The organism is Bradyrhizobium sp. AUGA SZCCT0177 (genome assembly GCF_018130125.1).
Classification (GTDB): domain Bacteria; phylum Pseudomonadota; class Alphaproteobacteria; order Rhizobiales; family Xanthobacteraceae; genus Bradyrhizobium.
The window spans coordinates 160,859-185,098 of the sequence record NZ_JAFCMA010000008.1 but is presented as its reverse complement, the minus strand read 5'-3'; the positions used below and the strand labels follow the sequence as shown (position 1 = coordinate 185,098).

The 24,240-nt window shown below is 63.2% G+C and carries 22 protein-coding genes and 1 riboswitch; of the genes, 10 read left to right on the top strand and 12 right to left on the bottom strand.

Annotation, left to right across the window (positions count from 1 at the left end; translation table 11 throughout):
- Nucleotides 1–165 precede the first annotated feature (165 nt).
- Nucleotides 166–699, top strand: a complete 534-nt coding sequence (locus JQ597_RS12085) for a nitroreductase family protein (RefSeq protein WP_212264379.1) — start codon at nucleotides 166–168, stop codon at nucleotides 697–699.
- Between the two features lie 7 nt (nucleotides 700–706).
- Here JQ597_RS12085 and JQ597_RS12080 read toward each other — a convergent pair whose 3' ends face one another.
- The 4 genes from JQ597_RS12080 to purC form a co-directional block, all read right to left on the bottom strand.
- The gene (locus tag JQ597_RS12080) at nucleotides 707–1,663 is read right to left on the bottom strand and encodes a tripartite tricarboxylate transporter substrate-binding protein (protein ID WP_212264440.1); all 957 of its coding nucleotides are present in this window, start codon (nucleotides 1,661–1,663) and stop codon (nucleotides 707–709) included.
- Nucleotides 1,664–1,727: 64 nt separating this feature from the next.
- The gene (gene purQ / locus JQ597_RS12075; RefSeq protein ID WP_212264378.1) at nucleotides 1,728–2,429 is read right to left on the bottom strand and encodes a phosphoribosylformylglycinamidine synthase subunit PurQ; all 702 of its coding nucleotides are present in this window, start codon (nucleotides 2,427–2,429) and stop codon (nucleotides 1,728–1,730) included.
- Nucleotides 2,430–2,438: 9 nt separating this feature from the next.
- A complete protein-coding gene (purS, locus tag JQ597_RS12070) occupies nucleotides 2,439–2,678 on the bottom strand; it encodes a phosphoribosylformylglycinamidine synthase subunit PurS (protein ID WP_028349990.1) in 240 nt (79 codons plus the stop codon).
- A gap of 9 nt (nucleotides 2,679–2,687) precedes the next feature.
- Nucleotides 2,688–3,455 carry a phosphoribosylaminoimidazolesuccinocarboxamide synthase gene (gene purC / locus JQ597_RS12065; RefSeq protein WP_171708996.1) on the bottom strand — a complete coding sequence of 256 codons (768 nt, stop codon included), beginning with the start codon at nucleotides 3,453–3,455 and terminating at the stop codon, nucleotides 2,688–2,690.
- A 320-nt stretch (nucleotides 3,456–3,775) separates the two neighbouring features.
- Here purC and JQ597_RS12060 point away from each other — a divergent pair, with 320 nt between their 5' ends.
- Nucleotides 3,776–4,099 carry a DUF1476 domain-containing protein gene (locus tag JQ597_RS12060; protein WP_212264377.1) on the top strand — a complete coding sequence of 108 codons (324 nt, stop codon included), beginning with the start codon at nucleotides 3,776–3,778 and terminating at the stop codon, nucleotides 4,097–4,099.
- A gap of 120 nt (nucleotides 4,100–4,219) precedes the next feature.
- On the opposite strand, the gene JQ597_RS12055 is transcribed toward JQ597_RS12060, so the two are convergent.
- Complete coding sequence (locus tag JQ597_RS12055; RefSeq protein ID WP_212264376.1) at nucleotides 4,220–5,137, bottom strand: LysR family transcriptional regulator; 918 nt, start codon at nucleotides 5,135–5,137, stop codon at nucleotides 4,220–4,222.
- Between the two features lie 110 nt (nucleotides 5,138–5,247).
- On the opposite strand from JQ597_RS12055, the gene JQ597_RS12050 reads away from it, so the two are divergent.
- A complete protein-coding gene (locus JQ597_RS12050) occupies nucleotides 5,248–6,066 on the top strand; it encodes an isocitrate lyase/PEP mutase family protein (protein WP_212264375.1) in 819 nt (272 codons plus the stop codon).
- A gap of 146 nt (nucleotides 6,067–6,212) precedes the next feature.
- On the opposite strand, the gene cynS is transcribed toward JQ597_RS12050, so the two are convergent.
- The 4 genes from cynS to JQ597_RS12030 form a co-directional block, all read right to left on the bottom strand.
- On the bottom strand, nucleotides 6,213–6,701 hold the full coding sequence (gene cynS, locus JQ597_RS12045; protein WP_212204518.1) for a cyanase: 489 nt from the start codon (nucleotides 6,699–6,701) through the stop codon (nucleotides 6,213–6,215).
- 20 nt (nucleotides 6,702–6,721) lie between these two features.
- Complete coding sequence (locus JQ597_RS12040) at nucleotides 6,722–7,633, bottom strand: ABC transporter ATP-binding protein (protein WP_212264374.1); 912 nt, start codon at nucleotides 7,631–7,633, stop codon at nucleotides 6,722–6,724.
- 4 nt (nucleotides 7,634–7,637) lie between these two features.
- Complete coding sequence (ntrB, locus tag JQ597_RS12035) at nucleotides 7,638–8,477, bottom strand: nitrate ABC transporter permease (RefSeq protein ID WP_212264373.1); 840 nt, start codon at nucleotides 8,475–8,477, stop codon at nucleotides 7,638–7,640.
- 196 nt (nucleotides 8,478–8,673) lie between these two features.
- Nucleotides 8,674–10,062, bottom strand: a complete 1,389-nt coding sequence (locus JQ597_RS12030) for a CmpA/NrtA family ABC transporter substrate-binding protein (protein ID WP_212264372.1) — start codon at nucleotides 10,060–10,062, stop codon at nucleotides 8,674–8,676.
- Nucleotides 10,063–10,228: 166 nt separating this feature from the next.
- Here JQ597_RS12030 and JQ597_RS12025 point away from each other — a divergent pair, with 166 nt between their 5' ends.
- Nucleotides 10,229–12,166, top strand: coding sequence for a sigma 54-interacting transcriptional regulator (locus tag JQ597_RS12025; RefSeq protein ID WP_212264371.1), 1,938 nt, complete (start codon nucleotides 10,229–10,231; stop codon nucleotides 12,164–12,166).
- 75 nt (nucleotides 12,167–12,241) lie between these two features.
- Here JQ597_RS12025 and JQ597_RS12020 read toward each other — a convergent pair whose 3' ends face one another.
- Nucleotides 12,242–13,513: a tetratricopeptide repeat protein gene (locus JQ597_RS12020; RefSeq protein ID WP_212264370.1), complete on the bottom strand. Its 1,272-nt coding sequence runs from the start codon at nucleotides 13,511–13,513 to the stop codon at nucleotides 12,242–12,244.
- Between the two features lie 119 nt (nucleotides 13,514–13,632).
- The gene (locus JQ597_RS12015; protein ID WP_212264439.1) at nucleotides 13,633–14,838 is read right to left on the bottom strand and encodes a TrmJ/YjtD family RNA methyltransferase; all 1,206 of its coding nucleotides are present in this window, start codon (nucleotides 14,836–14,838) and stop codon (nucleotides 13,633–13,635) included.
- Between the two features lie 311 nt (nucleotides 14,839–15,149).
- On the opposite strand from JQ597_RS12015, the gene JQ597_RS12010 reads away from it, so the two are divergent.
- The 4 genes from JQ597_RS12010 to JQ597_RS11995 all read left to right on the top strand — a co-directional run bounded on the left by JQ597_RS12010 (nucleotide 15,150) and on the right by JQ597_RS11995 (nucleotide 19,453).
- Nucleotides 15,150–16,877, top strand: coding sequence for an alpha/beta hydrolase family protein (locus JQ597_RS12010; RefSeq protein WP_212264369.1), 1,728 nt, complete (start codon nucleotides 15,150–15,152; stop codon nucleotides 16,875–16,877).
- Between the two features lie 48 nt (nucleotides 16,878–16,925).
- Complete coding sequence (locus JQ597_RS12005; RefSeq protein WP_212264368.1) at nucleotides 16,926–17,528, top strand: hypothetical protein; 603 nt, start codon at nucleotides 16,926–16,928, stop codon at nucleotides 17,526–17,528.
- A 121-nt stretch (nucleotides 17,529–17,649) separates the two neighbouring features.
- Nucleotides 17,650–18,867: an NADP-dependent isocitrate dehydrogenase gene (locus JQ597_RS12000; protein ID WP_212264367.1), complete on the top strand. Its 1,218-nt coding sequence runs from the start codon at nucleotides 17,650–17,652 to the stop codon at nucleotides 18,865–18,867.
- Nucleotides 18,868–18,949: 82 nt separating this feature from the next.
- Nucleotides 18,950–19,453: a DUF3455 domain-containing protein gene (locus JQ597_RS11995; RefSeq protein ID WP_212264366.1), complete on the top strand. Its 504-nt coding sequence runs from the start codon at nucleotides 18,950–18,952 to the stop codon at nucleotides 19,451–19,453.
- 49 nt (nucleotides 19,454–19,502) lie between these two features.
- Here the strand turns inward: JQ597_RS11995 and alaS are convergent, their stop codons facing one another.
- Nucleotides 19,503–22,178: an alanine--tRNA ligase gene (gene alaS / locus JQ597_RS11990; protein ID WP_212264365.1), complete on the bottom strand. Its 2,676-nt coding sequence runs from the start codon at nucleotides 22,176–22,178 to the stop codon at nucleotides 19,503–19,505.
- Nucleotides 22,179–22,377: 199 nt separating this feature from the next.
- A riboswitch (glycine riboswitch) is annotated at nucleotides 22,378–22,468 on the top strand.
- A gap of 137 nt (nucleotides 22,469–22,605) precedes the next feature.
- On the opposite strand from alaS, the gene gcvT reads away from it, so the two are divergent.
- Both gcvT and gcvH read left to right on the top strand, forming a co-directional pair.
- A complete protein-coding gene (gcvT, locus tag JQ597_RS11985) occupies nucleotides 22,606–23,751 on the top strand; it encodes a glycine cleavage system aminomethyltransferase GcvT (RefSeq protein ID WP_212264364.1) in 1,146 nt (381 codons plus the stop codon).
- Between the two features lie 10 nt (nucleotides 23,752–23,761).
- Nucleotides 23,762–24,127 (top strand): glycine cleavage system protein GcvH, encoded by a 366-nt coding sequence (gene gcvH, locus JQ597_RS11980; RefSeq protein WP_212264363.1) that lies wholly within the window; start codon nucleotides 23,762–23,764, stop codon nucleotides 24,125–24,127.
- Nucleotides 24,128–24,240: the final 113 nt, after the last annotated feature.

The window sequence follows — 24,240 nt, the reverse complement described above, 5'->3', positions numbered from 1 at the left end:
CCGACGATCGGAAAGTCCGCGTTCAGCGGGTAGCCAGAGGATGCAGGAGCAAATTTCAGGCCAGCCGGACACGTTCGCGGCGAAATGGCTGGAAGCCCGTGCCCGCAGATTGCGCCTCAGAATTCGCGTATGCTCCGCGGAAATATCGAGACCGGGGAGAGCGAGATGGACGTCATTGCAGCGATCCACGGGCGCCGGTCGGTGCGCTCCTATGATCCCAAACCAGTCGAGCCCGAGCTGATCGAAAGCGTGATTGAGGATGCCGCACAGGCGCCGCCGCCTTTTCGCGGTCAGGTCCCCTGGGCGTTCAATGTCGTGCAGGGCGTCGAGCGCATCGCGGCCTGTGGCGCGCGCGCGATGGACTATGCGAGAGACCATCATCCCAACGAACCCGGCTGGGACTGGATCGAAAGACCCGGCTTCAAGATCTTCTGGGACGCGCCGGTCGTCGTCATCATTTCCGGACCGGTAGGAGATTGTTGCCGCGCCGGTCAGAACCTGATGTTGTCAGCGCATGCGCGCGGATTGGGAACGTGCTGGGTCGGCTCGCCGATGCTCTGGCTCAGCACGCCAGAGGTAAGGAAGGAGCTGGGAATTCCGGCCACGCTGGCGCCGGTTGCGGTGTTATGCCTCGGTTATCCCGTGGCGATTCCGGAAGCGGTAGTCCACGACAAGCCGCCTATCGTATGGGTGTCGTAGTGGCGCGCTACTTCTTCTCTTCCAGCAGCTTGCGGTATTTCTCAACGTCGCGCGTCACCAGCTGCTGCAGCACTTCCGGCGCGTGCTCATCCGCATCGGGGGCAACGGTCGAGAGATCGTGAAAGCGCTTCTTGACGGCATCGCTCTCCACCGCGCTCTTCGCCGCGGCATTCAATTTCGCGATGATCGCCGGCGCCGTGCCTTTTGGGGCGAACAGACCGTTCCAGCCCTGCGCCTCGAATTCGGGGAGACCCGATTCCGCGGACGTCGGCAGTTCCGGCAAGGTCGCGAGCCGCACCGTCGAGCCAACCACCATTGCCTTGACGAGCTTGTCGTCGATCGCCTGCGACACGGAGGCTGCGGCATCGCAGACGCCGTCGATCTGGCCGCCGATCGCGTCCGTCAGCGCGGGCGCCGCGCCACGATAGCCGACCAGCGTGACATCGATGCCGGCGGCCTGCGCAAAGCTCTTGCAGATCAGGAAATTCGACGAGCCGACGCCGGCATGTCCGAGATTGATCTTGCCGGGATTTTTCTTCGCGTAGGCGATAAACTCCTGAAGATTCTTGGCCGGAAAATCCTTGCGCAACGCGACGATGCCGAAGGTCTTCGCCACCATCGCAATCGGCACGAAGGAGTCCGGCGTGAACGACAGTTTCGGATAGATCGTATAGGTCGCTGCGCTGGTGCCGGCATTGCCGATCGCGATGGTGTAACCATCGGCTTCAGCGCGCGCCGCCCGCGCCAGCGCGATCGAGCCGCCGGCGCCCACGATGTTCTCGATCACGATCGGCTGTCCGAGTGGCTTGGCCATCTCTTCGGCAACCACGCGCGCGATCACGTCCGAAGTGCCGCCGGCCGCGAACGGCACGATCATCGTGACGGGACGTTTTGGATAATCCTGCGCGTGGGCGCTCGTGACGAAAGACAGCGACGCAATGACCGCCAGCAGCCACTTCGTCATTTTATTGTGACGCGTTTTCTTCACGCGAACCGGTTCCCGCTTCGCTTGAAAACGCTATCGGCAATCACGCGGCTTTTTCCAGGTGCGCCACGAGGCCGGCGAATAGGCCGCGACCGTCGGTGCAGCCCATGATGTCTTCGACGTGGTTTTCCGGATGCGGCATCATGCCGAGCACATTGCCGCGCTCGCTGACGATGCCGGCGATCGACTGCGCGGCGCCGTTGATGTTGGAGCTTTCGTCCACCACGCCATCTGCGGAGCAATAACGGTACAGCACCCGCCCCTCGCCTTCGAGGCGTTTAACCGTCTCTTCATCGGCCTCGTAATTGCCCTCGCCATGCGCCACCGGCACCCGGATGACCTGGCCGGCATTGTAGCCGCGCGTGAATGGCGTATCCGAGCGTTCGACGCGCAGGTGCACATCCTTGCAGATGAATTTCAGCCGCGAATTGCGCATCAGCACGCCCGGCAGAAGGCCGGCTTCGCAGAGAATCTGAAAACCGTTGCAGACGCCGAGCACGAGGCCGCCACCCGCCGCAAAATCCCGCACCGCGTCCATTACAGGTGCACGCGCCGCAATGGCGCCGCAGCGCAGATAGTCGCCATAGGAAAATCCGCCGGGCACCACCACGAGATCGGTGCCCTTGGGCAGCGCGGTCTCGGCATGCCAGACCATCGCGGCCTCATTGCCCGATGCGAGTTTGAGCGCCCGCGCCATATCGCGCTCGCGATTGATGCCAGGGAAGACAAGAACGGCTGATTTCATTGCTGGCGCCTAGAGCAGTTCGACCCGATAATTCTCGATCACGGTGTTCGCCAGCAGCTTGTCGGCGGCGTCTTTCAACGCCGCCTCGGCCTTGGCCTTGTCCGAGCCAGACAGTTCGATGTCGAACACCTTGCCCTGACGGACGCTGGCGACACCGTCGACGCCGAGCGATTTCAGCGCGCCTTCGATGGCCTTGCCCTGCGGATCGAGAATGCCGGACTTCAAGGTAACGGTAACACGTGCTTTCACAGGATTGCCTCAGCTCTTCACCAGCACCGGGCCTGTGCCGGCCGGACGCTCGTTCTCCATCAGGATGCCCAGACGCTTCGCGACCTCGGTATAGGCCTCCAGGAGACCACCGAGATCCCTGCGGAAGCGATCCTTGTCGAGCTTCTCGTTCGACTTGATGTCCCACAGCCGGCATGAGTCGGGCGAGATCTCGTCGGCCACGATGATCCGCATCATTTCGTTCTCGAACAGGCGGCCGCATTCCATCTTGAAATCGACCAGACGGATGCCGATGCCCAGAAACAGCCCGGTCAGGAAGTCGTTGACGCGGATGGCGAGCGCCATGATGTCGTCGATTTCCTGCGGCGTCGCCCAGCCGAATGCGGTGATGTGCTCCTCGGAGACCATCGGGTCGTTGAGCTGGTCGTTCTTGTAATAAAACTCGATGATCGAGCGCGGCAGCTGGGTGCCTTCCTCGATGCCGAGGCGCTGCGACAGCGATCCCGCCGCCACGTTCCGCACCACCACCTCCAGCGGCACGATCTCGACCTCGCGAATCAGCTGCTCGCGCATGTTGAGGCGGCGGATGAAATGGGTCGGCACCCCGATGTCGTTGAGGTGCTGAAACAGGTACTCCGAAATCCGGTTGTTGAGGACACCCTTGCCCTCGATCACCTGGTGTTTCTTGGCATTGAACGCGGTCGCATCGTCCTTGAAGTGCTGGATCAGGGTTCCCGGCTCCGGACCTTCATACAGGACCTTGGCCTTGCCTTCATAAATGCGGCGTCGACGGCTCATAGGGATGTACCGTGTTTTGTTGAAATCCATGAATTTGGTGTGCTCCGGATGACAAGGGTTTACGACCACGACGGAGCTGCCGTGAAGGCCAGGAACCTGATCTTAACCATCTGGAAACAGAACAAGAACCAAGCCTGTTGGCAACCTATCCGATTGGCCTATCCAGCACAATCGACACGGCCCAATTGGGCCCAACTTATACCTGTAGACTGCGGCTTAACGGCCCGTTGTTTTGCCGATTCGCCCCCTCTATCTAGGTAGGCGACGGGGCCGCCACAACGCGGCCCCCGCGTGCATCTGGCAGGGATTGGAACTCAAATATGAGCACTTTCGACAAGCGCGAAGAAGGTTTCGAGAAGAAATTCGCTCTCGATGCGGATCAGAAGTTCAAGGCCGAGGCGCGCCGCAACCGGCTGCTTGGAACCTGGGTCGCAGAAAAGCTCGGAATTACCGGCGACGCCGCCACTGCCTACGCCAAGGAGGTGGTCGCCGCCGATTTCGAGGAAGCCGGCGATTCCGACGTGCTTCGCAAGGTGATGGCCGATATCAAGGCCAAGGGCGTTGCCCTCACCGAGCAGGAACTCCGCGCCAAGATGGACGAGCTGATGGCGACCGCCGTCGCCCAGGTGAAGGCGGGAACGTAAAGCTGGCGTCATTCCCCGGGCGGTGCGAAAGCACCGCCCCTCAGATGCGCAATTGCGCATCGGGGAATCTCGAGATTTCGGGTCTGGTCCTAACGGACCATCCCGGAATGACGGCTTGAATTATCGCTTCGACGCTTTCACCCCGCCGTATGCCGCCCGAATAATCTCCAAGAGCCGCCGCGAGGCCGCGCTGAGAAAGCCGCCGCGGCGCGTCACTGTCACGATGTCGTGGCTGGCATCGAGGTCACCGACACGGATAGTCGAAAGCGCCGAGGATTCGAGCTCCTCGGCGGCGTTGATTTGCGATAGCAGCGCGATGCCGAAACCGGCCTCGATCAGGCGCTTCTGGGCGGTCAGGCTATCGACCGGCGTCCAGGCGACGTCGCCCAATCCGCGAGTCTGGAATAGCGCGAGGATATGCGACGCGGCGATCTCGCGGCGTCCCGGCGCTTCGGGAAATGCGATCCATCGTTCGCCGCGCAGGTCGGCAAGTCTTGCGACGCGGCGGCCGGCACGCGGGTGATCGGTCGCGCAAACGACCTGGAGCGGCTCGGCGAACAGCAATTCGCAGTCGAGATCGCGCGAACCGTCGCGATCAAAGCGCAAGCCGATCGTCGCCTCGCCGCGGCGGATGAGGCCGCTGATCTCGGCACTGGTCGCGGTTCGCAGGGACAAATCAACGCCGGGATGCTCGGTCGCAAAACGCTTCAAGATGGCCGATAGCCTGCCGCCCGCCAGCGTGCCGACCACGGCGAGTGCGACCGGTCCCGAATCCGGCCGCGCCAGTGCGCGCACCGCATTCTCCGCATCCTGCGCGGCGGCGACCGCACGCTCTGCGTACGGCACCATCACCCGCCCCGCATCGCTCAGCATCGTCCGTCCAGCGATCCGCTCGAACAAGGGCATGCCGAGTTCCTGCTCCAGGAGCGCGATGCGCCGGGATATCGCCGGCTGCGAACGGTGCAGCGCCTTGGCGGCGCTCGAGATTCCACCGCGGCGGTGAACCGTCAGGAAGGTGCTGAGCGCGTCGCTGTCCATTTTCCAATCCATGCAAAAAGCTGATGATATGAAGATAAATAACAAATTAGGCTGATGGACGGAAGCCTCCTATGTTTGACCGCGAAGCAACCAATTGAGGGAAACGACCGATGCGCAGCCAGATGGAAAAAGCCGAACTGTTCCGCGCCCTGCACGCGCGGCCCGGCGCCTTCATCATCCCCAATCCATGGGACGCCGGCACTGCCAAGCTGCTTACGGCGATGGGTTTCGAGGCGCTCGCGACCACCAGCCTCGGGCTTGCCAACACGCTCGGCAGCGCCACCGTCAGCCTCGATGCCATTATCGAGAATTGCCGCGCCATTGCTGACGCGACCGACCTGCCCGTCAATGCCGATCTGGAGAATTGCGGCGCGGATGACCCGAAGACCGCCGCCAAAGCCATCGCGCGCGCGGCCGAAGCCGGCGTGGTCGGCGGCTCGATCGAGGATTCAACCGGCGATCCCAGACGGCCGATTTACGATTTCGCGCTCGCGGTCGAGCGGGTGCATGCGGCGGTCGAAGCGGCCCGCGCGCTACCGTTTCCGTTCACGCTGACCGCGCGGGCCGAGAACCTGCTGTATGGCCATAATGATCTCGACGACACCATCAAGCGGCTGCAGGCGTTCGAAGCCGCCGGCGCTGACGTGCTCTATTCGCCTGGCGTGCACGACATCGACACCATCCGCACGGTCGTATCGTCGGTCGGAAAACCCTTCAACCTGGTGATGGGTTTTGCCGATCCGACATTGACCGTGCCGCAGATTGCCGCCGCCGGCGTCAAGCGCATCAGCGTCGGCGGCGCGATGGCGCGCGTTGCGCTCGCCGCCTTCCTCAAATGCGCCCGCGAAATGAAAGACCAGGGCGCATTCACCTATGTGCGCGAGATGGCGCCAGTGAAGGAAGTCAGGGCTGCGTTCGCTGCGGCGTGAGGGTGAACTCCGCCGTCATTGCGAGGAGCGTAAGCGGCGAAGCAATCCATTCTCTCTTCGCGTGGCGATATGGATTGCTTCGCGGAGCCTGTCATCGGGCGCGCATTCGCGCGACCCGTTGGCTCGCAATGACGGTCAGGGCTGGTTCAGCCTTCCTTGAAGCCATACTCCGGCACATTCCCCGTGGCGCCATAATATTTGTAGGGCAGGAATTTTCCGGACATCGTGATCTTGACGCGGTCGCCCTTCGGATTGGCGACGCGCTCCATCGCCATGTCGAAGTCGATCGCCGACATGATGCCGTCACCGAACTCCTCCTCGATCAGCGCCTTCCACGCCGGGCCGTTGACCAGCACCATTTCGTAGAAGCGATAGATCAGGGGATCGGTCGGCGGCATCGGCGTGCCGGTGCCGCGCATCGGCACTTCGTTCAGCATCGCTACTTCCGACTTCGACAGCCCGAACAGTTCGCCGGCGTTCGCCGCCTGCGGTTTTGTCAGCTTCATCTGGCCGAGGATGGCGCCGACGATCAGCACTTCGGAATAGCCGCCGATCTGTTCGCAGATGTGCTTCCAGCTCCAACCCTTCTCGCGCTTGATGTCGAGCAGCTTTTCGGTGAGGTCTTCGCGTTTCATGTCTCGTCTCCTGGTGAATGTTAACGGGCGATCGTCTGAGCCGGGCTGGTCTCGATCATTTTCGGCGACGCGACGATGGTCGGCTCGCTCAGGCCCGGCCGCACGATCGGCACGTTGCGCGGATCGTGGTTGGTTACCGTGGCCGCAAAGGTCTTGCTGCGGCTGACCAGGAAATCGACGATGTGATTGCGCAGCGCGTAGTAATAGGGATGGCGGTGCAGATCGATGCGGCCGCGGTCCTTTGGCAGCGGATTTTCCACGATCTCGGCGAGCACCGCGCCGGGGCCGTTGGTCATCAGGAAAATCTTATCGGCGAGATAGATCGCTTCATCCACGTCATGCGTGATCATGAACGCGGTCTGCCCGGTCTCAAGGCAGATGCGGCGCACCTCGTCCTGCAGCGTGCCGCGCGTCAGCGCATCGAGCGCCGAAAACGGCTCGTCCATCAGCATGATCTTCGGGGTGATCGAAAGCGCGCGTGCGATACCGACGCGCTGCTTCATGCCGCCAGACAATTCCGACGGGCGCTTGTGCTCGGAGCCGGTCAACCCGACCAGATCGATGAACTTCTGCGCATGCGCCTTCACCTTGGCGCGGTCCCAGTTGCGCCATTTCGAGGTGACGGCATAAGAGACATTGCCGAGCACCGTGCGCCACGGCAGCAGCGCGTGGCTCTGGAAGATCACGGCGCGGTCGAGGCTGGTGCCTTCGATCGCCTGCCCGTCGACAATGACGGCGCCCTCGCTGGGCTCATCGAGGCCGGCGAGGATGTTCAGCACGGTGGTCTTGCCGCAACCGGAATGGCCGATCACGCAGCCGAATTCGCCGCGCGACATCGACAGCCAGAGATCCTCGAACACGCTGATCTGGCCGCCATCAGCGCCGGGATAACGCCGCGCGATGCCCTCGATCGAGATGAACTTGTCGGTCATCGCTCTACTCCGGGAACGTGACCATGCGCGTGAACCGCGCAAGGATCTGGTCGAGCAGCATGCCGACGATGCCGATCAGCAGGATCGCGATGATGACATTGGTGATCGAAAGGTTGTTCCACTCGTTCCAGACGAAGTAGCCGATGCCGGTGCCGCCGACCAACATTTCGGCCGCGACGATCACGAGCCAGGCGATGCCGATCGAGATCCGCATGCCCGTGAGAATGGTCGGCGCCGCCGCCGGCAAGATCACCGTGAAGGCGCGCCTGACGGTGCCGACTTCGAGCGTGCGGGCGACGTTGATCCATTCCTTGCGCACGGCGGCGACGCCAAAGCTGGTGTTGAGCAGCATCGGCCATACCGAGCAAATGAAGATCACGAAGATCGCGGAAATGCTGGAATCCTTGATGGTGTAGAGCGCGAGCGGCATCCAGGCCAGCGGCGAGATCGGCTTCAGCACCTGGATGAACGGGTCGAGCGCCTTGCTGAACAGCGGCGACATGCCGATCAGGAAGCCGAGCGGTATCGCGACGATCACAGCCAGGAAATAGCCGAGGGCGACGCGGGCGATGGAATAGCCGAGCTGGATTCCGAGCCCCTTGTCGTTCGGCCCGTTATCGTAGAACGGGCTCTTCAGGTGTTCCCACAGCTTCGCGCCGACATCGAGCGGTCCCGGCATCGCCGACTTGCCGGCGGTCGCGGTCAGCCCCATCAGCTTGGCGTATTCCGGCGTCATGTTGGCGACGGTGCCGGTGCCGCGCGTCGAAATGTGCCAGATGCCGAGGAACGCGGCGAACAGCACGATCGACACGATCGCCGCGCGGAAACGAAGAGATGATGTCATCGGGCGAAATCTCTCAACACGTCGTCCCGGCGAAGGCCGGGACCCATACTCCGCGGCGGTGATAATGAAAGAAGGTCGCTGACATCATGCGCAATCGAGGCGACACGGCGCCGCGACGAGCGCAATTTGCGCTCGCGCTGGGGTCCCGGCCTTCGCCGGGACGACAGCGGCAAACGTAGTTGCGCTCCCGCCATCATCACGAAGCCTTCCTGATCTTGAAGCTGGCGAGGTAATCCTCGGGCTTGGCCGGATCGAAGGTCTTGCCCATCACCGAAAAACTCTTGGTGGTGGTGGTCGGCGGCGTCAGTCCTGCCTCTTTCATCAGCCTGGTGGCGTCGGTGGCGAGATAGACTTGCGCCGCGATGCCGGCATAGTCGACGTCGCCCTTGAGCTGCCCCCAACGCTTCATCTGCGTCATGATCCAGATCGCAAAGGACTGCCAGGGGAACGGATCGAAATCGACGCGGTTCGGCTGGGTCACGACATTGCCAAGGCCATCGGCAAACGTGCCGGTGAGAATCTGCTCCAGCACGATCTGCGGCTGGTTCAAATAATTCGCGGGCGCGATGGCCTCCGCGATCTGCTTGCGGTTCTCGGCCTTGTGCGCAAACGCAGTGGCTTCGATGATCGATTTGAGCAGCGCGCTGTAGGTGTTCGGCATCGAGGTGATGAATTCCTTCGATGCGGCAAAGGCGCAGCAGGGATGCCCCTCCCAGATATCCTTGGTCAGGATGTGGATGAAGCCGACGCCGTCATAGACCGCCCGCTGGTTCATCGGATCGGGGCCGAGGAAGCCGTCGATATTGTCGGCGCGCAGGTTGGCAACCATTTCCGGCGGCGGCACCGCGCGGATCTGCACGTCGGCATCCGGATCGATGCCGTGCTCGGCGAGATAATAGCGCAGCAGATAGTTGTGCATGGAGTAGTCGAACGGAACGGCGAATTTAAAACCCTTCCAGGTCTTCGGATCGCGTCTGTCCTTGTGCTTGACCGCGAGCGTGATGGCCTGGCCGTTGATGTTCTCGACCGCCGGCATCGTATAGGGCAACGGATTGGAGCCGACGCCCATCGTGATCGCGAGCGGCATCGGCGACAGCATGTGGGCTGCGTCGTATTCCTTGTTGATGGTCTTGTCGCGAATGACGGCCCAGCCGGCGGTCTTGATGACTTCGACGTTGAGGCCGTTCTTGGAGTAAAACCCCATCGGCGCCGCCATGATGATCGGCGTCGCGCAGGTGATCGGAATGAAGCCGACCTTGAGGTCCTTCTTTTCCAGCGGTCCGCCTTGCGCGAAGGCCTCGGTCGCGGTTTTGAGCGGGAAGAATTGCGACAGCGCGGCGGCCGCAGTCGCCGCTCCCACCGATTTCAGGAAAGCGCGGCGCGCCACATCCTGCGGAAACATCGCGCGCATCACGGCGGATGCGACCACGTTCTCAAAGCGGGCCTCTTCGGAAGCCGCCACCGCCGGCTGCAGCGCGAGCTGCGCGTCGGCATCATGTTCGGCATCGCTAACGTGCCTGCCGCAGCAGCAACCCTGGGCATGGAGTCGGCGGGCGGGATCGAACGGATTGTCGAACGTGGACATGAAACCTCCTGCGTGACGCTGGGGTCAATTACGCAAGGAGTGTGCCAGCCCGATCCGACCGCGTTTGCCGAATTAATGCAGTGATTTAGCTGGTTTGTTGTCGATTACGAAAAATCGTGATACACGAAAACTCGTAGCTAAATTACGAATTCTCGGAGTTTTGGGAATGGACTCGACGCCGCATTTGCATGCCGCAACGGCGCGCGACATCGATCTGCGCACCCTCACCTTCGACTATCTGGTCGAGCCGACGTTGCTGCTCGACCCCGACACCGACGAAATCATCGATGCCAATCCCGCCGCCTGCACCCTGCTCGGCTACGACCGCACGCTGCTGCGGGAAACCAAATTCAGCGCGCTGCATGCCGGGCAAGTGCCTGCGCTGATCGTGTTCAGCCAGGCGGTGCTCGACAAGGGTGCCTACTGGACCAACACACTGACGCCGCGTCACGCCACCAGCCAGAAGCTGCGGCTGGAATATACGGGATCGATGCTGCCGCATGATGGACGCGCGCTGATCCTGCTCACGATGAGCGATCTCGAACAGCGCCGCCGCCGCTATGTCGATGCCACCGCCGAGGACCATATGCGCGGCGGGCTCGCCGCCTGGCAGCGCGTCGAGCGCGTGTTCCAGGACATCGAGCGCGAGAACCAGTTGATCCTGCGCGCCGCCGGCGAAGGCATCTACGGCGTCAACGCCGAAGGCAAGACCACCTTCGTCAATCCGGCCGCAGAAAGGATGCTGGGGTGGACTGCCGAGGAACTGGTCGGCAAGGCGATTCATCCGATCGTCCACCACAGCCACCATGACGGCAGTCATTACCCCGATGAGGATTGTCCGATCTATGCGGCGTTTCGCGACGGCGCGATCCACAACGTCGATGGCGAGGTGTTCTGGCGCAAGAACGGTTCTCCGGTATGGGTCGAGTACACCTCGACGCCGATCCGCGACCGCGGCACGGTCGTCGGCGCCGTGATCGTGTTTCGCGACGTCAGCCACCGCCGCGAGGCCGACGAAAAACTGCACGCCGCGCTTGCCGAAGTCGACCGCTTGCGCGAGCGGCTGGAACTGGAAAACGCCTATCTGCAGGAAGAGATCCGGATCGAGACCAATCCGCGCGGCATCATCGGCCAGAGCGAGGCGATCCAGAAGACGCTGCGCCAGGTCAAACTGGTCGCGCCGACCACGGCCGCCGTGATGATCACTGGCGAGTCCGGCACCGGCAAGGAATTGATCGCGCGCGCCATTCATGAAGCCAGCAACCGCCGCGACCGGCCGCTGATCCGCGTCAATTGCGCGGCGATCCCGCGCGAACTGTTCGAGAGTGAATTCTTCGGGCACGTCAAAGGCGCCTTCACCGGCGCGGTGCGCGACCGCATCGGAAGGTTCGAACTCGCCGATGGCGGCACGCTGTTTCTTGACGAGGTCGGCGAAATCCCGCTGGAGCTGCAGGGCAAGCTGCTGCGCGTGCTGCAGGAGGGAAATTTCGAGCGCGTCGGCGAGGAGCGCACCCGCACCGTCGATGTGCGCGTGATCGCCGCCACCAACCGGAACCTGAAGCAGGAAGTGCAGCGCGGCCGCTTTCGCGAGGATTTGTATTTCCGGCTCAACGTGTTTCCGGTGGAGTCCGTGCCGCTGCGCGACCGCCGCGAGGACATTCCGCTGCTGGCCCAGCATTTCCTGATGAGCGAGAGCAACGAGCTGAAGTCCGATTTGCGGCTGTCGGAAGGTGATGCGCGGCGGCTGCAGCGTTACGACTGGCCCGGCAATGTCCGCGAACTGCAGAACGTGATCGAGCGCGCGGCGATCTTGTCGCAGAATGGACGGCTGCGGATCGACCTGCCGGATTCGGTTGGCGCGCATTCGCCGGCCAGCGCCAGCCGCCAGAAGAGCGACGTGCGGCCGGCCGTCATGACGTCAGCCGAGATGCGCGATCACGAGCGCGCCAACATCCTGGCCGCCCTTGCCGCCTGCAACGGCAAGGTGTTCGGCGCCGGCGGCGCCGCCGAGCTGATCGACCTCAAGCCGACCACGCTGGCGTCGCGCATGAAGGCGCTCGGGATTTCGGCCCCGCGCGCTACAAGTCCACGGCGTTTACGATGACTTCCTGATCTTGAAGCTCGCGAGATAGTCCTCCGGCTTGGCGGCGCCAGCTAGAGGCGATCTGGATCGCGGGAATCACGGGGCCGTCCCGATTGCTTTGAGCTCAGCGTTGGCGGCTTGCCACTCAATAAAGTCTTTGGGGCATTCAGCGGCGGCGAACTGGAAAAGCCGCTTGGCCTCTTCTCTTGCGCCTCGCAGCAGTGCCAATTCGCCCGAGTAGAAATTTACTTCACAGACCTGTTCTCTTTTTTTCCGAGCGTTGGCATCGTCCGCGGCCGCGAGCACGGCCTCCGGCTCCATCTCGCCCAGAAATAGGCGGACGATCGGAGCCGGCCATCGCGACATGTCAAGCTGCCTGGCGATCTCATTAAGCTGGCTCGGTTGGCCACTCTTCTGCCGCACGAGATCGAGCCACAGCTGCGTATAGGGATCCTTCTGATTGAGCTCGTACGCTCGGCCGAGATCATCGAAGGCTTCCGACAACATCCCGGCCTGAAAGTGGATGAACCCTTTCCAGCGATGGGGACGGAAATCGTTCGGGGCAAGTTCGATTGCCTGCTTGATACTGTTCAGCGCCTGTTCGAGGTCCCCTCGGGCACCAAGGACGTTGGCACGGAAAGCATAGGACCGGGTATCCCTTGGATTGAGCTGAATGGCCTGATTGAATTCGGCCAATGCAAGGTCAATGTTGCCCTTGGCCATGTGAGCCTGGCCGCGGCAGTATCGACCGATGTGGTGCTCCGGGCTGATCGCGATCGCACGATTGCAGTCAGCCGTGGCGCGGTCCGGCTCGTCCTTGAGAGTGTAGGCGTAGGCACGGTTGACAAATGCGGTGAAATTTTCGGGATGAAGCTGAAGGACGCGGCCATAGTCGGCGATCGCGCCGTCAATGTCTCCCTTGGCCAGATAGGCGCTAGCCCGTCCCAGATAGACGTAAACATCTTTTGGATTGAGTTCGACGGCCTTCGCGTAATCGGCGAACGCTGCGTCCAGGTCGCGCTTCCCGCTGTAGGCAGATGCTCTGCCAAGACGGGCACGCATATTGTTCGGATCGTGTTCGAGTATCCGACTGTAGTCGGCGATCCCCCGGTCCGCCTCTCCCTTCTCGAGATAAAGCCGGGCGCGCTGAAAGTGTGCAACGATCACGTGTGGCATCATGGCCGTCGCCGCTTCGATCACGGCCGTGCAAGCCGCAATGCGATCGTCCAGGCTGACAGCACCGCCGTTGCACTTCGCCGCCGGGGGCAATTCCGCGCGGACACTCGAAATTGACACATGCGACGCACCGATCAGCGTCATCAAAATTGTCGCCGCGCCGACCAGCGCGCGGTATTTACTCTTCGGCATCATGCCCCCAGGCGGAATTCACGCCGGGGACAATAGCAATCGAGCGCATCGTTGTCACAGCCTTCGGTTGTTTCGTACCCTGCTCGCGTGTATGCGCGCGGTCCCGGCAACGACAACGGTCAAGTCGAACTGGAGATCGCGCCCTCCAGCCGCCCCAACTCGGCGTCAAGGTCCCTCTCCACGTCCGCCACCCGCATCTCGACCACCCGGTAGTCGCGCGCCTCCAGCCAGCTCCGCCGCGCGGCACGGTCGGCGACGATCGCCTCCGACTCGGACGAGTTGACCAGTTCGATCGCGACCCGGTGCACGAAGGTGACGAAGTCGGGGATGTGGCGGCCGATCGGAGTCTGGCGTTTGAATTGGCCGGCGAAGCGGCGGTCGCGGGTCAGCGCCTGCCACAGCATGCGCTCGGCGTCGGTCGGATTGCGGCGCAGCAATCGGGCCAGGCCACGGACGGTTCCGCCGCTCTCCGACGGCGAAGCCGCCTGGCCATGCTCAGCCAGCAGGGCGCGCAACCTCGTCGCCTGCTCGCCGTCGAGCACGCCGCCCTTGGCCGGACCCTTGCGCCCCTCGGCGATCGCCATGACAACCCCGTGGAGGGTGTGCATGTCCTGCTTGGTCGGGTCCATCCGGGTGAAGATGTTGCGCAGGTTGACCAGCATGGTGTCCCGCTTCTCGGCCGGGCGCAAGAACTCGACCTTGTCGAGCTCCCGGACGAGGTTGTCGAAGAAGGCCTGCATCTGATGCTGGGAGGCCGGCTCGGACCTTTCGGGCATCGCGAACGGGAGCGCGCCGCCGGTCGAAAGCTTGAACCACTCATAGCCGATCAAGAGCACCGCCTGCGCCAGGTTGAGGGAGGCGAAACCAGGGTTGACCGGGAAGGTGATGATCCGGTTGGCGAGCGCGACCTCCTCGTTCTGGAGACCGTAGCGCTCCCGGCCGAACATGATGCCGACCCCGCCTCGGTCGGCGACATGGGCCACGATCTCAGCCGCGGCATTGGCAGGTGCCACCACCGGCTTGGCCTGGTCGTGCGCGCGGGCGGTGGTCGCAAACAACAGCGTCAGATCCGCGACCGCCTGCTCGACCGTGTCGAACAATTCGGCGCTCTCCAGAATCTGGTCGGCACCCGCCGCCGCGCGTTGCGCCGCCACGTTCGGCCAGCCGTCGCGCGGATTCACGATTCTTAAACGGGAAAGAGCGAAGTTGCCCATCGCTCGCGCGGCCATGCCGATATTCTCGCCGAGCTGTGGTTCGACAAGGATCACAACAGGTCCAGCTAAGTCCAAACCAGACTTGGTTTTATCGGTCCCAGACCCGGACATTTCTCGCGTCGCTTTCTGATTCAAGTTCGGAAGCTGATTCAACTTCTGAAGGTTTTGAATCAGGATGCGAAGCACCTGATTCAAAACCTCATTCCATGTCTCGATGACCGGCCACAACAGCGGCCAGAATTCTCAAGCCAGATAACGGGCTTAGTAGCGTTTCCGAAAGTTCGGTCAAAGCCTGAATTGGGCTTGATCGCTCGCGGCTTGTACGCGCACGGCTTTCGGATAGGCTAACAATCACACTCAAAGCGAAGCTGCAAACAAACAGGCGGCCGGTTCAACGGCTGAGGCCAAAAGAGGAGACGTCCATGCGCGGCAGATGGTCGTTGGCGATTGTCGGTTTCCTCCTCATTCTGGCCGGCGGACTGCTGGCCCATTTGACCCAGACGTCCGGCGGCATCCGGATCCAGGACGTCAGGTTCAAGGGCGCCAAGGGCAACACCATGAGTGCCCTGCTCTACATCCCCGCGAATGCCACGCCGCAGATTCCGGCGCCGGGGATTCTGGCGGTCCACGGCTACATCAATTCGCGCGAGACCCAGGACGGCTTTGCCATCGAGTTCGCCCGCCGCGGCTATGTCGTCCTCGCCCTCGACCAGACCGGCCACGGCTATAGCGACCCGCCCGCCTTCGCCAACGGTTTTGGTGGTCCGGACGGACTGGCCTATCTGCGCGGCCTCGAGTTCGTCGACAAGACCAATATCGGCCTCGAGGGTCATTCGATGGGTGGCTGGACCGTGCTGGCGGCGGCGACAGCCATGCCCAACGACTACAAGTCAATGGTGCTGGAGGGGTCGTCGACCGGCAAGCCGTTCGCCGCCGACGGCACCCCGACCTGGCCGCGCAACACCGCTTTGGTGTTCGCCCAATACGAGGAATTTTCGACCCTGATGTGGGGCGTCGATCTGGCCCGGGACGTCACCCAGAGCCCCAAATTGTGGGCCATGTTCGGTACCCAAGGGCCGGTCGAGCCCGGCAAGGTTTATGGCGACATCGCCCAGGGAACCGCGCGGGTGCTCTACACCCCCGCCATCACCCACCCGGCCGAGCACATCTCCCATGAAGCCATCGGCTACAGCCTCGACTGGTTCGCCAAAACCCTGAAGGGCGGCACGCCGCTGCCGGCCGATGACCAGATCTGGTTCCGCAAGGAGCTTGGCACGCTGATCGCCCTGCTCGGCTTCGTCGCCCTCCTGATCGGGGCCTTTGATGCCCTGCTGGAAGCCAGGATGTATTCCCGCCTGCGGCTGCCCGAGATCGCCGATGGCACTATGCCGGCGCATTCGGCTGCGGTCGGCCGGCGCTGGACCGCGGCCTTCATCCTGTCGGCGTTCATCCCGGCGCTGACCTACTACCCGGCCTTTGCGCTGGCGGGCACTTTTGTAAAACCGTCGGCCTGGCTGCCGCAGGGGATTACCAACCAGATCATGGTCTGGGCCGTCATCAATGCCCTGATCACGCTGGCCCTGATGCCGTTCGCGCCCAAGCGGGCCAGCCGGGCCGGTATTATCGGCCAGTCCGTGGTGATCGCGGTCGCCACGGTCGCGATCGGCTATGCAGCGCTGTGGCTGGGCGACCTCGCCTTCAAGATCGACTTCCGGTTCTGGATCGTGGCGCTGAAGCTGATGAGCGCCAAGCAAGCGATGATTTTCCTGATCTACCTGGTGCCGTTCACGGCCTTCTTCGTGGTGGCGCTGCATGTGCTGCACCGGAATTTCTCGACCATGGCGGCGGGGCGTGCCGGGCTTTACCTCACCAACATCCTGGCGCTGACGCTGGGCTTCATCGTGCTGCTGGTATTACAATACGGCACGCTTTGGTTGACCGGAAAGCTGTTCAACCCGCTGCCAGATCCCGGCTTCGTGCCGCTGTCGACCATCGTCGCCATCCAGTTCGTGCCGCTACTGGCGATCTGCGCCGTGGTCGCGACCTTCACCTGGCGGCGGACCGGCTCCAGCCTGCCCGGCGCCCTGATCTGCGGCCTGTTCGTGACCTGGTATGTGGTGGCGGGAACAGCGACGCAGGCAGCGTTCTGAGGGAAATCTTGCTGCGAACCGCGTCCGCGCGCACCGCGACAAAGCTTCATGTCTTCGCAGCAACAGCGCCGTCCGCATACGCCCAGGCCTTCACATGCGTCCCTGATCGGACGTCAGCAGGCGGGACAGTTGGCGCCGACCGACACCGCCAAGGCGCTGCAGGCGGCGCGCGGCTGCCCCGATGCGTGGTATCGCGTTCAGGCTCTCGCCTCGGTTGCGGAATATGCGGACCCGGGCGCGGCCTTGTCGATCCTGGAAGAAGCCGCGCGTGAAGCGCAATCATGCCATGACGCCTATGGCACGGTGGCCGTGATGGCATGGCCGTTCAAACAGGGACGGCTTGTCTTTGCCGAGCGCGAACTCAAAAAGTGCCTTGATCTGGCCTCTCGAATTGAGCCCCACGCATCGAAGGCGTACGCGCTTGAGATTCTCTGGGGCGCCTGCTTCGCGGAGCATCCCAGCCATGCCAATGCGGTGTGGCGCAGAATTCTGGAGCTTTGCCATCCGGACCGCAGCTGGCGTGCCGCCCGGCTCTATCTGCACATCGCCGAGATCCATCACCGGCAGAACCGCGGCGCCGCCGCCGTGATCCGCGCCATGCCACCCGGCAAGGCGCGAAGCTGGCTGGAACGGCGTTTCGGGCTCGCCTGAAAACCAGCCATATCCGCACCGCCAATCGCCTTCCAGCCCGCGTTTTCGGATGCTATAGCGACGGCACCACCATCCCATCCGCCGCTAAACGCGCGGTTTTCCAAAAAAGGCCCCCTCCGTCATGGCAAAAATCAAGGTGACCAACCCCGTCGTCGAACTCGATGGCGACGAGATGACCCGGATCATCTGGCAGTACATCAAGGACAAGCTGATCAACCCGTTCCTTGACGTGAACCTGATGTATTTCGACCTTGGGATGGAATACCGCGACAAGACCAATGACCAGGTCACGATCGACGCCGCCAACGCCATCAAGAAGGTCGGCGTCGGCGTCAAATGCGCCACCATCACCCCGGACGAGGCCCGGGTGAAGGAATTCGGCCTCAAGGAAATGTGGAAGTCGCCCAACGGCACCATCCGCAACATCCTCGGCGGCGTGGTGTTCCGCGAACCCATCATCTGCAAGAACGTGCCGCGCCTGGTGCCCGGCTGGACCAAGCCGATCATCATCGGCCGTCACGCCTTCGGCGACCAGTACCGCGCCACTGATTTCAAGTTCCCCGGCAAGGGCACGCTGACGATGAAATTCGTCGGCGACGACGGCCAGGTGATCGAGCGCGAAGTCTACAAGTCGCCGGGCGCCGGCATTGCGCTTGCGATGTACAATCTCGACGACTCGATCGCCGATTTCGCCCGCGCCTCGTTCAACCAGGGCCTCGCCAAGAGCTATTCGGTCTATCTCTCGACCAAGAACACCATCCTGAAAACCTATGACGGGCGGTTCAAGGACATCTTCCAGGACATCTACGACAAGGAATTCAAGGCCAAGTTCGAAGCGAAGAAGATCACCTATGAACACCGCCTGATCGACGACATGGTGGCGGCGGCGATGAAGTGGTCCGGCGGCTATGTCTGGGCCTGCAAGAACTACGACGGCGACGTGCAGTCCGACACGGTGGCGCAGGGTTATGGCTCGCTCGGCCTGATGACCTCGGTGCTGATGACGCCGGACGGCGACACCGTGGAAGCCGAGGCCGCGCATGGCACGGTGACGCGGCACTACCGCGAGCACCAGAAGGGCAAGGAAACCTCGACCAACTCGATCGCCTCGATCTTCGCCTGGACCCGCGGCCTGTCGCACCGCGCCAAGCTCGACAACAACGAGGAACTGGCGAAGTTTGCCAACACGCTGGAGAAGGTTTGCGTCGATACCGTCGAGGCCGGCTACATGACCAAGGACCTTGCGCTCCTGGTCGGCGCCGACCAGCGCTGGCTCTCCACGACAGGCTTCCTCGACAAGGTCGCGGAGAACCTCACCAAGGCGATGGCAGCGAAGTAAGCCGCCTCGTCATCGGCAAGACTATTAACGTCATGGCGAGCGAAGCTTCCGCTTCTCGCCATGACGAGTTCGGAGTATCGCCATGCCTCCTCTTCGGATTGCCGCGATTACCCTCCTGCTGCTTGCGAGTTCAGCGACCACACGCGCCGCCGAACCGCTTCCCGAAGCCATCGGCGCACCAGGCCAAAGCGTCGTCGTGACCCTGCATGCCGAAGGCGCGCAGGTCTATGAATGCAAGGCCGGCGCCGACGGCAAGGCGATCTGGTCGTTCCGCGAACCGATCGCGACGCTGCTCGCCGACGGCAAGACCGTCGGCCGCCACTACGCCGGACCGAACTGGGAACACAGCGACGGCAGCGCGGTGGCTGCCAAGGTCGCCGGCAACGCCCCCGGCACGACCGCGAACGACATCCCGTGGCTGAAGCTCGAAGTGACCTCAAGGCGCGGCAGCGGCGTCCTCGCCGATGCCACCATTGTGCAGCGGATCAACACCAAGGGCGGCAAGCGCGACGGCGCCTGCGAGACCATCGGCAGCTTCCTGAACGTGCCCTACTCCGCGGACTATGTGTTCCTGCGCAAACCCTGAGCGACGCGCCTAGTCGTCGGGCGCGTCCCCGCCATCGCGCAGCGCGTCGCTACGCGCCGGCCATCGCCTGTTCGATCGCCGACAGCGCGGCATCCGCCTTGGTGCCGTCGGGCCCGCCGGCTTGCGCCATGTCGGGCCGCCCGCCGCCGCCCTTGCCGCCGAGCGTCGCCGAGGCGATCTTGACCAGATCGACCGCGCTGAAGCGCGAGGTCAGGTCGGCGGTGACGCCGACCACCACGCCGGCCTTGCCATCCTCGGTGACGCCGACGATCGCAACCACGCCGGAGCCAATCTGCTTCTTGCCGTCGTCGACGAGGCTCTTGAGATCCTTGGTCTCGACGCCTTCGACCGCACGCGCCAGGAGCTTGACGCCGCCCGCTTCGCGCACGCCGCCGGTAGCCCCAGCGCCATTGCCTCCGCCGCCGCCCATCGCGAGCTTCTTGCGCGCATCCGACAGGTCGCGCTCGAGCTTCTTGCGCTCTTCCACCAGCGCGGCAATGCGCGCCGGCATCTCTTCGACCGAGGTGCGCAGTTCGCCGGCCGCATTCCTCGCAAGCTGCATGGTGTCGTTGGCGTGCTTGCGCGCATGACGTCCGGTCAGCGCCTCGATGCGGCGGACGCCGGAGGCAACCGCGCTTTCGCCGGTCACTGAAATGAGGCCGATGTCACCGGTACGGCGCACATGCGTGCCGCCGCACAATTCCACCGACCAGCCGAGCGTGTTCTGGCCCTGGTCGCGGGCCTGCTTGCCCATCGACACCACGCGCACCTCATCGCCATATTTTTCGCCGAACAGTGCGCGCGCCCCGGCCTCGCGGGCGTCGTCTACCGCCATCAGGCGCGTCGTGACTTCGTCATTCTCCAGCACCACCTCGTTGGCGATATCCTCGATGCGCGCGATTTCTTCCGCCGTGATCGGCTTCTGGTGCACGAAATCGAATCGCAAGCGATCGGGCGCCACCAGCGAGCCGCGCTGGGCGATGTGGTCGCCGAGCACCTGGCGCAGCGCCTCGTGCAGCAGATGCGTCGCCGAGTGATGCGCCCGGATCGAGGAGCGCCTGATATGGTCGACCTCGAGCTGCAAGGCGGTGCCGACCTTCAGCGTGCCCTGCTCCACCGTGCCCTGATGCACGAAGAGATCGCCGGCCCGCTTCTGCGTATCGGTGACGCGGAACTTGACGCCCTCGCCGATCATCACGCCGGTGTCGCCGACCTGGCCGCCGGACTCCGCATAGAACGGCGTCTGGTTCAGAACGATCGATCCGGTCTCGCCGGCCTTGAGGCTGTCAGCATCCTTGCCGTCCTTCACCAGCGCGGAAACCACGCCCTCGGCGCTCTCGGTTTCATAACCGAGGAATTCGGTGGCGCCGAGTTTTTCGCGCAGCGGGAACCAGATGTTCTCACTCGCGGTATCGCCGCTTCCGGACCACGACGCGCGCGCCTTCTCTTTCTGCTTTTCCATCGCATCGGTGAACGAGGCGAGATCGACGCTGATGCCGCGCGATTTCAGCGCGTCCTGCGTGAGATCGAGCGGGAAGCCGTAGGTGTCGTACAGCGTGAACGCGGTATCGCCGTCGAACATGTCGCCCTTCTTCAGCGAACTGCTCTTCTCGTCGAGAATGGAAAGGCCGCGCGCCAGCGTCTTCCGGAAGCGAGTTTCCTCCAGCCGCAGCGTTTCCTCGATCAGCTTTTCGGCCCGCACCAGATCCGGATAGGCCTGGCCCATCTCGCGCACCAGCGCCGAGACCAGACGATGCATCAAGGGATCGCGCGCGCCGAGCAACTGCGCGTGGCGCATCGCGCGGCGCATGATCCGGCGCAGCACATAGCCGCGGCCTTCGTTCGACGGCAGCACGCCGTCGGTGATCAGGAAGGCCGAGGAGCGCAGATGGTCCGCGATGACGCGGAACGACGCCACGTTCTGCTCCTGCGGTCCGTCCCCGAGCGCGGATGCGGTGGCATCGATCAAATGACGGAACAGATCGGTCTCGAACACGCTCTCGACACCCTGCAGGATGCAGGCCATGCGCTCCAGCCCGAGGCCGGTGTCGATCGAGGGACGCGGCAGCGGCTGGCGCTCCTCCTTCGTCACCTGCTCGAACTGCATGAAGACGAGGTTCCAGAATTCGAGGAAGCGGTCGCCATCCTCCTCCGGGCTGCCTGGCGGACCGCCCCAGATGTGCTCGCCGCGGTCGATGAAGATCTCCGAGCAGGGACCGCAGGGCCCGGTATCACCCATGGCCCAGAAATTGTCTGAGGTCGGGATGCGGATGATGCGATCATCGGAAAAGCCCGCGATCTTCTTCCAAAGGGCGGCCGCCTCGTCGTCGGTGTGATAGACGGTGACGAGCAGCTTGTCCTTCTTCAGCCCGAAATCCTTCGTGATCAGATTCCATGCGAGTTCGATCGCGCGCTCCTTGAAGTAGTCGCCGAACGAGAAATTGCCGAGCATCTCGAAAAAGGTGAGATGGCGCGCGGTGTAGCCGACATTGTCGAGGTCGTTATGCTTGCCGCCGGCGCGGACGCATTTCTGCGAGGTGGTGGCGCGCTGGTACGAGCGCTTCTCGACGCCGGTGAAGACGTTCTTGAACTGCACCATGCCGGCATTGGTGAACATCAGGGTCGGGTCATTGCGCGGCACGAGCGGCGACGAGGCCACGATCTCATGACCATTCGCCTTGAAGTAATTCAGAAATGTCGACCTGATCTCGTTGACGCCGCTCATGTTCATCCAATCGGAAATAGGACCGGGTCAGGCCGCAAATAGCCTTCTCTGCCGGCGCAACGCTTTTAGACAAGGCCAAAGGCGGTGTCCAGAAACTGTGCAGGCGGATCATAGGCTTGCCGCAGCACACAAGACTGGTTGATAGCTGCCGCCGTGCGTTGACAGCCATGGTGGCGCCGTGTTTTCCTGCCTATGTTCAAGACGTCACGTCGGGAGAGATCGGCTTAAGCGCCGGCGCCGAAGGAGCAACCGCCCCGGAAACTCTCAGGCAAACGGACCCCGTGACGGACTAGCATCTGGAAAGAGACACCGAAGGGCTTTGGCCCAGGGGTGTCCGCCGACGGGATAATACTCTCAGGCACAGCGACAGATGGGGCTTTCTTTGGGTTTTCGGGGGCTGGTCCCCGAACCCTGGAGGGTCCTTGGGATGCTGGCGAGCGACGAATCTCCTTTACATCACACACCCCTGCACGCGCTCCATGTGGCACGCGGCGGCAAGATGGTTCCGTTCGCCGGCTATGAAATGCCGGTGCAGTACGCCGCCGGCGTGCTCCGGGAACACCAGCACACGCGCAGCGCCGCCGGCCTGTTCGACGTCTCGCATATGGGCCAGCTCGCGCTGCGGCCGAAATCCGGCAAGGTCGAGGACGCCGCACTGGCGCTGGAGCGGCTGGTGCCGCAGGACATCGTGGCGGTGGCGCCCGGGCGGCAACGCTACGCGCAGTTCACCAATCCCGATGGCGGCATTCTCGACGACCTGATGGTGGCGAATTTCGGCGACCATCTGTTTCTGGTGGTCAACGCCGCCTGCAAGGCCGAGGACGAGGCGCATCTGCGCGCGCACCTTTCGGATGTCTGCGTGATCGATTCGCTGGCCGACCGCGCGCTGATCGCGCTGCAGGGGCCGAAGGCCGAATCCGCGCTGGCGAAGTTTTGTGCAGATGTCGGCGGGATGAAATTCATGGACACCGGTCCGCGCAAGGTCGCGGGCTTCGACTGCTTCGTTTCCCGTTCCGGCTATACCGGCGAAGACGGGTTTGAGATTTCGGTTCCGGCTGAACACACCGAAGCTCTGGTGACCGCGCTGCTGGAGAACAGCGACGTGCTGCCGATCGGATTGGGCGCCCGCGACAGCCTGCGGCTCGAGGCCGGACTTTGTTTGTACGGCCACGACATCGACACCACGACCAGCCCGGTCGAGGGCGCGCTGGAATGGTCGGTGCAGAAAAGCCGGCGAACTGGCGGCGCGCGTGCCGGCGGTTTCCCCGGCACTGAGGCCATTCTTGCCCATTTTGAAAAAGGCGCCGCGCGCCGCCGCGTCGGCCTGCGGCCCGAAGGCCGCGCGCCGGTGCGCGAAGGCGCGGTGTTGTTTGCCGATAGCTCCTCGGCCCAGCCGATCGGCAAGGTCACCTCAGGCGGTTTTGGCCCGAGCCTCAATGCACCCGTCGCGATGGGCTATCTGCCGTCGTCACTCGCCACAACCGGCACGCAAGTTTTCGCCGAAGTCCGCGGCCAGCGCCTGCCGCTGCAGGTCGCGCCCATGCCATTCGTTCCCAACACCTATAAACGCTGAAGGAAGTCTCATGACGATCTTGTTCACAACTGACCATGAATGGCTCCGCATCGAGGGCGATGTCGCCACCATCGGCGTCACGGATTATGCGCAGTCGCAGCTCGGCGACGTCGTGTTCGTCGAACTGCCCAAGGTCGGTCGCAGCCTGAAGAAGGCGGAGGCCGCCGCCGTGGTCGAATCCGTCAAGGCCGCCTCCGACGTCTACGCGCCGATCTCCGGCGACGTGCTCGAAGTCAACGAGGAACTCGCCGCCGAACCCGCGCTGGTGAATTCCGACGCCGCCGGCAAGGCCTGGTTCTTCAAGCTGAAGATCAAGGACAAGAGCGAACTCGATGGCCTGATGGACGAGGCCGCCTACGCCAAGCACACCGCGTGAGAAGATGAAGCGCTTCATAACCACATATCCGGTGTCATCGTCCGCGAAGGCGGACGATCCAGTACGCCGTGACATCTCGATTCAACCGCTGAAGCCAGTGATTACTGGATGCC

Coding starts and splice junctions, on each gene's coding strand:
- JQ597_RS12085 (WP_212264379.1), top strand. CDS start 166: ATGGACGTCATTGCAGCGATCCACGGGCGCCGGTCGGTGCGCTCCTAT.
- JQ597_RS12080 (WP_212264440.1), bottom strand. CDS start 1,663: ATGACGAAGTGGCTGCTGGCGGTCATTGCGTCGCTGTCTTTCGTCACG.
- purQ (WP_212264378.1), bottom strand. CDS start 2,429: ATGAAATCAGCCGTTCTTGTCTTCCCTGGCATCAATCGCGAGCGCGAT.
- purC (WP_171708996.1), bottom strand. CDS start 3,455: ATGAGCCGTCGACGCCGCATTTATGAAGGCAAGGCCAAGGTCCTGTAT.
- JQ597_RS12060 (WP_212264377.1), top strand. CDS start 3,776: ATGAGCACTTTCGACAAGCGCGAAGAAGGTTTCGAGAAGAAATTCGCT.
- JQ597_RS12055 (WP_212264376.1), bottom strand. CDS start 5,137: ATGGACAGCGACGCGCTCAGCACCTTCCTGACGGTTCACCGCCGCGGT.
- JQ597_RS12050 (WP_212264375.1), top strand. CDS start 5,248: ATGCGCAGCCAGATGGAAAAAGCCGAACTGTTCCGCGCCCTGCACGCG.
- cynS (WP_212204518.1), bottom strand. CDS start 6,701: ATGAAACGCGAAGACCTCACCGAAAAGCTGCTCGACATCAAGCGCGAG.
- JQ597_RS12040 (WP_212264374.1), bottom strand. CDS start 7,633: ATGACCGACAAGTTCATCTCGATCGAGGGCATCGCGCGGCGTTATCCC.
- ntrB (WP_212264373.1), bottom strand. CDS start 8,477: ATGACATCATCTCTTCGTTTCCGCGCGGCGATCGTGTCGATCGTGCTG.
- JQ597_RS12030 (WP_212264372.1), bottom strand. CDS start 10,062: ATGTCCACGTTCGACAATCCGTTCGATCCCGCCCGCCGACTCCATGCC.
- JQ597_RS12025 (WP_212264371.1), top strand. CDS start 10,229: ATGGACTCGACGCCGCATTTGCATGCCGCAACGGCGCGCGACATCGAT.
- JQ597_RS12020 (WP_212264370.1), bottom strand. CDS start 13,513: ATGCCGAAGAGTAAATACCGCGCGCTGGTCGGCGCGGCGACAATTTTG.
- JQ597_RS12015 (WP_212264439.1), bottom strand. CDS start 14,838: ATGTCCGGGTCTGGGACCGATAAAACCAAGTCTGGTTTGGACTTAGCT.
- JQ597_RS12010 (WP_212264369.1), top strand. CDS start 15,150: ATGCGCGGCAGATGGTCGTTGGCGATTGTCGGTTTCCTCCTCATTCTG.
- JQ597_RS12005 (WP_212264368.1), top strand. CDS start 16,926: ATGTCTTCGCAGCAACAGCGCCGTCCGCATACGCCCAGGCCTTCACAT.
- JQ597_RS12000 (WP_212264367.1), top strand. CDS start 17,650: ATGGCAAAAATCAAGGTGACCAACCCCGTCGTCGAACTCGATGGCGAC.
- JQ597_RS11995 (WP_212264366.1), top strand. CDS start 18,950: ATGCCTCCTCTTCGGATTGCCGCGATTACCCTCCTGCTGCTTGCGAGT.
- alaS (WP_212264365.1), bottom strand. CDS start 22,178: ATGAGCGGCGTCAACGAGATCAGGTCGACATTTCTGAATTACTTCAAG.
- gcvT (WP_212264364.1), top strand. CDS start 22,606: ATGCTGGCGAGCGACGAATCTCCTTTACATCACACACCCCTGCACGCG.
- gcvH (WP_212264363.1), top strand. CDS start 23,762: ATGACGATCTTGTTCACAACTGACCATGAATGGCTCCGCATCGAGGGC.